Annotated in this window: 14 protein-coding genes; all 14 read right to left on the bottom strand. The window is 63.2% G+C overall.

Annotated elements, in window-relative coordinates:
• Nucleotides 1–40: 40 nt before the first annotated feature.
• The 14 genes from HPY55_16100 to HPY55_16165 all read right to left on the bottom strand — a co-directional run bounded on the left by HPY55_16100 (nt 41) and on the right by HPY55_16165 (nt 8,073).
• Complete coding sequence (locus HPY55_16100) at nt 41–550, bottom strand: hypothetical protein (protein NPV72129.1); 510 nt, start codon at nt 548–550, stop codon at nt 41–43.
• A 147-nt stretch (nt 551–697) separates the two neighbouring features.
• Nucleotides 698–1,141, bottom strand: a complete 444-nt coding sequence (locus tag HPY55_16105) for a transcriptional regulator (protein NPV72130.1) — start codon at nt 1,139–1,141, stop codon at nt 698–700.
• On the bottom strand, nt 1,138–1,311 hold the full coding sequence (locus tag HPY55_16110; GenBank protein NPV72131.1) for a hypothetical protein: 174 nt from the start codon (nt 1,309–1,311) through the stop codon (nt 1,138–1,140). The genes HPY55_16105 and HPY55_16110 overlap by 4 nt, the downstream gene beginning before the upstream one ends.
• A 77-nt stretch (nt 1,312–1,388) precedes the next feature.
• A complete protein-coding gene (locus HPY55_16115) occupies nt 1,389–1,601 on the bottom strand; it encodes a hypothetical protein (GenBank protein ID NPV72132.1) in 213 nt (70 codons plus the stop codon).
• Between the two features lie 15 nt (nt 1,602–1,616).
• Nucleotides 1,617–1,826, bottom strand: coding sequence for a YezD family protein (locus HPY55_16120; protein NPV72133.1), 210 nt, complete (start codon nt 1,824–1,826; stop codon nt 1,617–1,619).
• Nucleotides 1,808–2,215 (bottom strand): RusA family crossover junction endodeoxyribonuclease, encoded by a 408-nt coding sequence (locus HPY55_16125; GenBank protein NPV72134.1) that lies wholly within the window; start codon nt 2,213–2,215, stop codon nt 1,808–1,810. The genes HPY55_16120 and HPY55_16125 overlap by 19 nt, the downstream gene beginning before the upstream one ends.
• Nucleotides 2,216–2,218: 3 nt before the next feature.
• Entirely contained in the window at nt 2,219–2,581 is a 363-nt protein-coding gene (locus HPY55_16130) for a single-stranded DNA-binding protein (GenBank protein ID NPV72135.1), read from the bottom strand.
• Entirely contained in the window at nt 2,578–3,891 is a 1,314-nt protein-coding gene (gene dnaB / locus HPY55_16135) for a replicative DNA helicase (protein NPV72136.1), read from the bottom strand. Before dnaB ends, HPY55_16130 begins: the two co-directional genes overlap by 4 nt.
• Entirely contained in the window at nt 3,888–5,147 is a 1,260-nt protein-coding gene (locus HPY55_16140; GenBank protein NPV72137.1) for a hypothetical protein, read from the bottom strand. Before HPY55_16140 ends, dnaB begins: the two co-directional genes overlap by 4 nt.
• A complete protein-coding gene (locus tag HPY55_16145) occupies nt 5,147–5,287 on the bottom strand; it encodes a hypothetical protein (GenBank protein ID NPV72138.1) in 141 nt (46 codons plus the stop codon). Before HPY55_16145 ends, HPY55_16140 begins: the two co-directional genes overlap by 1 nt.
• A gap of 5 nt (nt 5,288–5,292) precedes the next feature.
• Nucleotides 5,293–6,030 (bottom strand): hypothetical protein, encoded by a 738-nt coding sequence (locus tag HPY55_16150; protein ID NPV72139.1) that lies wholly within the window; start codon nt 6,028–6,030, stop codon nt 5,293–5,295.
• A 798-nt stretch (nt 6,031–6,828) separates the two neighbouring features.
• The gene (locus HPY55_16155; GenBank protein ID NPV72140.1) at nt 6,829–7,200 is read right to left on the bottom strand and encodes a hypothetical protein; all 372 of its coding nucleotides are present in this window, start codon (nt 7,198–7,200) and stop codon (nt 6,829–6,831) included.
• Nucleotides 7,201–7,399: 199 nt separating this feature from the next.
• The gene (locus HPY55_16160; protein NPV72141.1) at nt 7,400–7,612 is read right to left on the bottom strand and encodes a hypothetical protein; all 213 of its coding nucleotides are present in this window, start codon (nt 7,610–7,612) and stop codon (nt 7,400–7,402) included.
• A gap of 242 nt (nt 7,613–7,854) precedes the next feature.
• Nucleotides 7,855–8,073 (bottom strand): hypothetical protein, encoded by a 219-nt coding sequence (locus HPY55_16165; GenBank protein ID NPV72142.1) that lies wholly within the window; start codon nt 8,071–8,073, stop codon nt 7,855–7,857.
• Nucleotides 8,074–8,219: the final 146 nt, after the last annotated feature.

The raw sequence follows: 8,219 nt of genomic DNA on the forward strand, positions 1-8,219 counted from the left end.
CGCCCTGAGCCTGGAAACAAGTTTCCTGGCCGCATCCCGGTCAACCGTCATCGCCCGCATACATTACCAGATCCGCGAGGGAGAGTAGGGCGTCAGCTTTCCTGCTCTCCGGATCGTCACCGAGGAGTTCCGCCTTCTGCTTTATCGCCTGCCGCATCTCACTCGCCGCCTTCTCATGAAGGAGCACCAGGGACATGGGTATCTTTTCCCTGCCCTTCGCCAACTCGTTCAACCAGCTGGCCGTGACCTGGTGGAGCTCGTAGTCAGACCGGATGACCCGATCCAGCATCTGCAGGTCGGACAGCTCTTTCTTGACCTGGTCCTCGAACTGCTGCTGGCTCTTGGCGTACTGCTCCCTGGCCTCTGAGCGAACATCGAAATGGTCACGCAGGTGCTGCCAGATGGACTTGTGACCGATTGATTCCCCGCACTCGCGGAGTCGGGCGGATATGGCCCGGGGACTCAGACCCTCCTCCTTCGCCCACCGTTCGATGTCGGCCCGGTGAGGTGAATTGCACACCTTGCAGCGGGCCGAGTAGCCCGCCGGCATCCGAGCCACCCCCTGTTTCCGTGTTTCTGTTTCCCTTGGCTCCGTTTCCGTCGTTTCGGATCGCCAAAACCAAGAGCACCGCCTCCCCGCGGTGCTCCACGCTACCAGTATAGCACGGAGGGTACGCGCAAAAGTCTCATGTTTTTCTCAACCTGCTAGCCCGGCACTGAGGAGTTCAACTGCATTGGCCAGCCCCAGTTCGACCGCCACGGCTGTGACCACCTCTGCCCGCCACCGGTAGAACGTTGCGCGACTGATGTGCAGCCGGGTGGCCACCGCCAGGTTGCTGTACCGCTGCCAGTACTTGAGATCCACAAGCCGCTGCTTCTCCGGTGGCAGCCGGTCATAAACCCGCTCGATGGCCGCCACCGTCTCCTCCATGCGCTTCAGACGCCGGTTGGTCAGCAGCCTGATGGTCTTGGCCAGCGTTGGGTCGGCCTGTTGTCCCCCACTGACGTGCTGCGCAAGCAGCGCAGCCTCCACTCCTGAGCCCTCTAGGGCAATATCGACGCGCAACCGGGCGATCTCCTGCTTCGTCCACGGGTAGTCGTATAGCTCTGCCTCCACGTACCGAAACACCGCCCGATTCACGCCACCCTCACCTGCCTCATGCGCCGGCAGATGCGCTTCCACGCGGGGTGGCTCATCAGTTTGGCCGTGCCGGCGGGGAGGTAGTCGTCGATCACCAGCAACCCCAGGCTTTGGAGCCAGAGGAGTGCCCACGGCTGGTTCTCCGCCAGGTATTCGAACACGGTCAGCACTTCCCGACCCCCTCAACGAGAAAGGCCGGCCCCTTCTCGGGAACCGGCCTGGCGTCTTTGCCTAGCCGTGGTGCTATCTATCGTCTCAGAGGTTCAACCTTGACCAGGATTGCGTTGCCGCGGTTGATGTAAACCGTTTCACCCGTGTCGGGATCGGAAAACGTAATTACGACGGCACCGCGCGTTAGCTCCTTGCTGATGTGCTCCGCAGCCTTTCTGCTGCAAGGCCAACCGGTTGGCTTCTCCTGCCCCGATTGGAGGATGACGATGTTAAACTCCGGCTGGTACACAAGTCTACCTCCTTTCTACCCGAGCCTTTCACGTTCATACCGATCCACCCAAATGACCTTCCCGCCCTGCACCTTCAGGACGACCTCGCCGTACTCCAGCCCTTCCAGGGCCCGCCGGACGCGCTGCAGGACCTCCTCCACCTCTTGTTTCGACAATTTCGGCAGTCTGGCACTCGCTTCCTGCTGGTGCACCTCGCCGGTCCCCCTCATGCAGGTCGGATCCAAATCTCTGTCCTCTCTTCCCCGCGGCTGTTGACCTCATGCCGAACGCACCGAACATCAACCACCTGTCGGTCATCGTGCCAGGCAACTCCGTTGAGCCCGTCCAGAACGCTCTTGGCCAGATTATCGCTGTCTGGGATCGCCCTCCGCGGGTCGACGTAGCAGTGGATCTCCACCGCCAACGGGCCCTCTAGCATGGGCACCCGCGCTGCCTTCGCCGCCCATCCCACCGCCTGTTCGAACTCCCGCACCTTCCGCGGCGTGTAGCTCACAATCTTGCCGCCGATCAGGGTGGCCCGGTGGCGGGCCTTGGGCACCGGTCGACCGGGCACCGTGAAGCGGATCTCAAACTGGCGGGGCTCAGTTCTCACCTCGGCCTGGAAAGCACCCACCGGTCACACCTCCTCGGCCTCAGCCACCAGAACCTCATCAGGCACGCCCTTCCTACCGCTCGGGAGGAACACGACCCGTCTGGCAATCACGGCGTGAGCCCGCCGCTTCTGCCCGTCCTCCGTCTCCCACTTGCGCTCCCGAAGCGAGCCCTCCACGCACACCAGCCGGCCTTTGGTTAAGTGCTCGCCCACGGATTCCGCCTGCTTGCGGAAGCAGGTCACGTCGATCCAGTCCACGTCCTTACCCTCGCTATCGGCCTTGGGCCTGTCCACCGCCAGGCTGAAGGTGCACACCGGCGTCCCGTCCGGCAGGACCCGCAACTCAGGGTCCGCTCCAAGGCGGCCAATCAGCACAACCAGGTTCACAGTATCACCCTCCTCTCCAGATCCCCGAACCTGGCATACTCGGGGTCGAAGTAGAGCTTGACCGTGCCCACCGGCCCGTTGCGCTGTTTGGCGATGATGACCTCGACCTCGTTCTGGGGTGCACTGGCATCGTAGAATCCGGGCCGGTGAAGCAGCAGCACCGTGTCCGCCGTCTGCTCAATGCCGCCGCTATCCCTCAAATCCGCCAGCTCCGGCCGGCGGTCGGCCCGCTTTTCTGGGGCCCGGGACAGCTGCGACAGCACGATCACCGGCACGTTAAGATCCCGGGCCATGGCCTTCAGGCGGTTGACGACCTCCTCCAGGTGCTCGGCCTTGGATGACCCGGGCCTGCGCGGGTCCCCGATCATGCCCAGGTAGTCGATGATCACCAGGGCCAGGTTCCGGACACGTCGGGCCTTTGCCCACATCTCGGCCGTGGTTTGCGCAGGCTTGTCGTCCACGAAGATCGGCAATGCGGCCAGCTTGCTGGCCTTGGCAAGCGCCTGGTCCCACTGCTCCTCGGTCAGCCGGCGGGTCCTGAGCAGATGGCTGTCAAGCGGCACAGCAGCACACACCAGCCGGTCCGCGATCATGGCTCGGGACATCTCCAGGCTGAAGAACACCACGGTGCCGCCCTTCTTCGCCACATTCTGGGCAATCGCCAGGGCCAGCGAGGTCTTGCCGATGGACGGCCTGGCCGCGATGATGACCAGATCCGCCGGCATAAAGCCGCCGGTCTTCGCATCTAGCGTGGTGAACCCCGACGGCAGACCCAGCAGGCCCTTCACATCTCGGGCCTCGTACAGCTGCTGCCACCGTCCGAACACCACGTCTCCGATCCGCAGGAACGTGTCGCCACCGACCACCCGGTCCGTGGCCTCCCGAAGGAGCTGCTCACTGCGGTTGGCAAGCTCGCCGACCTCCTGGCCGACCTCCCACCCCAGCTGGGCAATCTGCATACCCGCCCGGATGAGCTGCCGACGGAAGGCGGTGTCCTTGACGATCCTGGCGTAGTGCAACACGTTGGCCGCCGTGGGCGTGAAGTTTGCGACCTCCGCCAGGTACGTGATCCCGCCGGCGTCCTCCAACTGGCCCCGGGACCGGAGAGCTGCAGTCAAAGTCACCAGGTCCACGGGCTCGTTCCGGTCCCGGAGCTCCAGCATTGCCGACCAGATCACCCGGTGCCGCTCCTGATAGAAGTCCTCCGTCCGGATCACCGCAGCCGTTTCGTCCAGGGCTGACCGGTCCAGCAAGGCCGCGCCCAGCACACTCTTCTCGGCTTCCAGGTCATGAGGCGGTACCCGGCTCATGGTTCGTCCTCCTCGTCAAGCAGACCGGCCTCAGCTGCTTCGCGCAGGGCTTCCGCAGTCAGGTCACGGTAGATCGGATTGCGGGACTGGTCGTCGTCGTCCTGTGCTGACGTGTGAACGGGAGCATCGCGTGATCGGAACTGCCGGGCCTTCGCCACCCAGTTGCGGAACTGGTTCCGGGCGTTGGACTTCTTCTCAAGCGGCCGGTCGAGCTTGTATGTGCGCCAGGCTTTCGCCTCGGCCAGGAGATCCACGTCCGGGAAGTCCTCGGCCAGCTGGCGCACAAACTGAAGATCTTTGGCTGCATCAAAGGGGTAGCCAGCCACGCTCTGAAGGACTGAAAGAAGCTGCTGCTCGGAGGGAGAAGCAGGAGGCAGTGAGGAGGAGGACGAGCGCGGAGCGCGGGTTCGGATTCTACTTTCGGATTCGGATTCTAGTTCTATTTCGGATTCGGATTCTAGCATCTTCGGTATGCTTCGGGATTTCACGTGATTTCCCGTGGAGTCACGGTCTAACCCGATATCGCTCAGTGAATTAACACCTGCTCCCGGCAGCACAAGCGTGAAATCCAGGGCATCATCGTAAGACACCACAGCGAAATCCCTTGCTCGGCAGGAATCCAGATCAAATTCAGGAGATAACCCGTTGCCGATCAGGATGCCCTTGCCGTCGATTGCCCTCGTATACCTGGTCAACTGTTCGATGGCTTTCTTAGTCAGGCGAACACGTTTGATCTCGAACACATAGGTTGCCGATTCCGTAGTCGCCACAATGTCCAGGTAGCTCTCGCCTACCCGGACCTGCCGGCCGCACTCAATGATCTTGTTCCCTGCAATCCGCTCACACCGAGACAGAGCATCATAGACCAGGTCCTCCACATCACGCTCGAATGGCATGACGTGTTCTCTTGGCCCGGGCACGTCTTCGGGCGGTGCGGGGTACTTTCCAACCCTATTCCTGACTCGCTGGTGTTTTTCCCAGGTAACTACCTGCAGATACGGTCGTCCTCCGACCGTGTACCGTTGTATCAGGCCCACAGATTCGAGAGCCTGTAGCCATTGGTTTATGTCCTCATCCCTTACCCGGTCTAATCTCAGCGGGTAGCATCGCGCTCGGAGAATAGCAGGACGTGCGTCCATCCGGCCATAGTCGTCACACTGAACCAGGAGTCGGTAGAAGAAGACCTCCTCCTCCGGGGTCAGGGCGTTGATGGTCTCGCTCGTGCAAATTGACTCCTTGAGTATCCGGCTCGGCATCACAGTTCCCCCAGGTCAAACTCACGATCCAGCACGTACTGGATGAAAAACGCGATCGGGGTTGCAACCATGACCACTGGTAGCATCAGCACATACAGCAAGACCCGCCCGGCCGTCGACTCTTCAAGCATCCTGAGCACAGTCATCACTCCCCCGCCGCCCGGATCTGGATCTCCACGCTCACCCGGGCCATGAGCGGGTTTGTCTCAATCAGCTTGGCGATGCTGTCCAATACCTGGCGGGCGCAGGGGGCTTGCATGACGCCGGTCACCTGAACGGTGGCCAAGTGGGTCCTGTCCTCGTTCACCTGCGCTGTCACCCGGGTTGGAGCAGGCCTCTCCTCCCTGCCAGCAGACGGCGAGGTAAACCTTACTGCCCTGCGCCGGATACCGTACCTGCCCAGGGCGGAGTTTACCGCGCTCACGGACACGCCGTACATCTGTGCAATCTCGACCTGTTTCAGGCCCTGGTCAAGGAAGAGCTCCTTTAGGCGTTCTGGCCCCACCGGCCACTTCTCGGCCGGCTGTTCCGCCCTCTCCTCCACCAGCGGCTTGTCTTCCAAGAGCCTCACCCCCCACTGTTGCGCCCGGTACTTGACACCCGCGACCGTCCTGCCCAGGCGCTCCGCAATCTCCTCCGCCGTCAGGCCCTCGGCGGCCAGGCGGCGCAGCACGTCGATCGTCATCGGCTTCATGGGCTTGTACAGCCGCGGGTCGTACGCCACACCCGCCATGCCTGTTGCCACAGGCCTCGGCCTGGGCGGCCCGTATCTGGCCGCGATCTCTTCCGGGGAAAGCCGGTAGGTGACCACCGGGGCTTCCTCGGGCGGCTCATCCCGCAGGTCCCAGCCAGGCTGGGGTGGCAGTGCATAGTCATGCATCATTGTGAATCCCTGCCCGGTACCCCGATAGGTTTTGCATTTTCCATCACGCCCAGGCTCTTACAGACTGCACGTCCAACCGCTAGTTGAAACTGCACTTTTAGAAAGGTGTCCAATGCATCCTGATCCTTGAGGCAATCCCCGCAAAGCCATGCGTCATTGATGCCCAATGCTTTCCGCCTGTCGCTTTGCCGGCCACATCTGCTACATGTGACGGTATGAGGCGCCAACATCCTCACCGTCCCCCGATCAGCCAGCCCAGAATCACCAGGGCGGTGCACCCGGCCAGCACCAGCCACAGTTCCCACCGTCGGACGGACCGACCGTACCCACAGAAGGGCTCCCCGGGATCAGGGTCGTACCGAAGTGTCACTACCGATCTGCCCCCTTTCTCCCCGCTCGACCTTTCAGCAGGCGTAAGCACATCTTGCAATTGTCGGGGTCGTCCTCGCTACGCGCCTGGGGTTTGCCCCACGGACTGTTGGGCATGCGCACGGATATGACTGCATTTCCGTTCCCGCACAGGGGCCAGTTCCAGCCGTTGGGGTGAGCCCCGTAGTAGTGGTTCTTGGGGGTTCCGGGGATCCACAGCCAGCCGCTCAATTTCCTCCCCACAGCAGTCACCTCTTCGGCCTGGTCCAGTCGTTGGCCCAACTCTGCCTCCAGGCCCGCCGGCGCTCCGCCCTGGTCTTGCCTGGCCAGGCCGCAGGATCCCAGGTGCCGCGCCAGTATGCCCGCCGCTGCTGACGGCTCTCGCCCCTTGCCCGCCGCTCTCGGGGCCGAGGCCTGGCCGGTGCTATTTCAGGCATCGATGCCGGGTAGGCCATGGGCCGCAGCCTCCTTCCGGATTTGCTCAGGGGCAATCTCGTTGCGCTCGGTGCCGGCACCCAGCTGCTTCAGGCAGACGTCCTCGATGAACCTGACCGCCATGGCCGCGACCTGGACGGCCTCGCGCATCATGGCCCACGGGTTGCGCCGCCCCTCGGGCTGCTTAATCTCGGCCCACAGCTCGTCCAGCTCTTCGAGCAGGACCGCATAGCCCTCGTGGGCGCTCGCCATGGGCGGGTGGCTGGCAACGGCGGCCTTGTACTCCGCGGCGATCATACCCAGGACGAATTTGGGTTCCAGTTGACAGGCTGCGGGCTGGGGCACAGCAGGGTCTGAGCCGGTCATGCCCGCGCCTCCTCCCGCTCACGCCTTGCAATGAGGTCGCCAAGTATGGGGATTAGATTGCGGTATCGGTTCCTGATGTCGATTAGGTCCTGCAGACTGAAAGCACAATCGCTGAACGCAAACAGGTAAAGGCGCGGGTTGAGTTCGCATTGGATTGACCACTCGCCGATCCGTTTGCTCAAAGAGCACTCGCCGCACTTCATGCCCGCATCCCCTCCCGCTCTCGCGCGTCCGCTGCGCGCTGCAGGGCAAGTGCCAGACCCAGGCATCCTGGGAATGCCGTAGCATCCGCGTACTTAGCGGCCTGCTTCCGCAGCTGTGCCGCGGGCACCGTGCACAGATCGCCAGCCGCGTGCAGGCCAGCGTAATCGTCGCAGGGCACGCGGTAGTCAAACGGCGTCTGGCCCACCATGCTGGCCCGCCTCCATGCCCATACACCACAGTCACCGCACCGCACGTTCCTCGGCCTCCCTCCTCTTGGCCGCCTCGTCAAGCGCATCCGCGATGCACCGCAGGCGTGTGGCCTCGCGGCGGAGGTCCCAGGTAGTACGCGAACAGGGCTCGTCTGCGCCGTGCGGGCGTCCAAAGTCGTCGCAGGGCACGGCCTTGCTGGCGGGCGTTAACCACGTGCGGCCCCATACCCACACGGGGCACTCACCGCACCGCACGCTCCTCAGCCTCCCGCATGGCGATGGCCTCCGTCAGCCGCTGCGCCAGACTTGCGTAGTAGCCCCAGGCGTAGAACATGTGCTCTACCGTGGGGTACTTGCACTCAGCGTTTGCGGGGAAATAGGCGCGGCAGGCACCACACCACCGCCGCCTCTCGTCAAATGGGAAGCTCACGGGGCACTTCCCGCACGTCAGCCTGGGCATCACTCACGCCTCGTTGAGCTGGCGAGTCGCCAGCACGCGCCGCACCGCGTCGTAGAACTCGCTGAGTGCGCTCAGCGTCACATCGCATTGGTGAGAGTCAAGGGTGTCGTGCTGGGTCACGGCGCAACGTCCAACCTTGCCCCCGC

The organism is Bacillota bacterium (assembly GCA_013178305.1).
Classification (GTDB): domain Bacteria; phylum Bacillota; class Sulfobacillia; order JABLXB01; family JABLXB01; genus JABLXB01.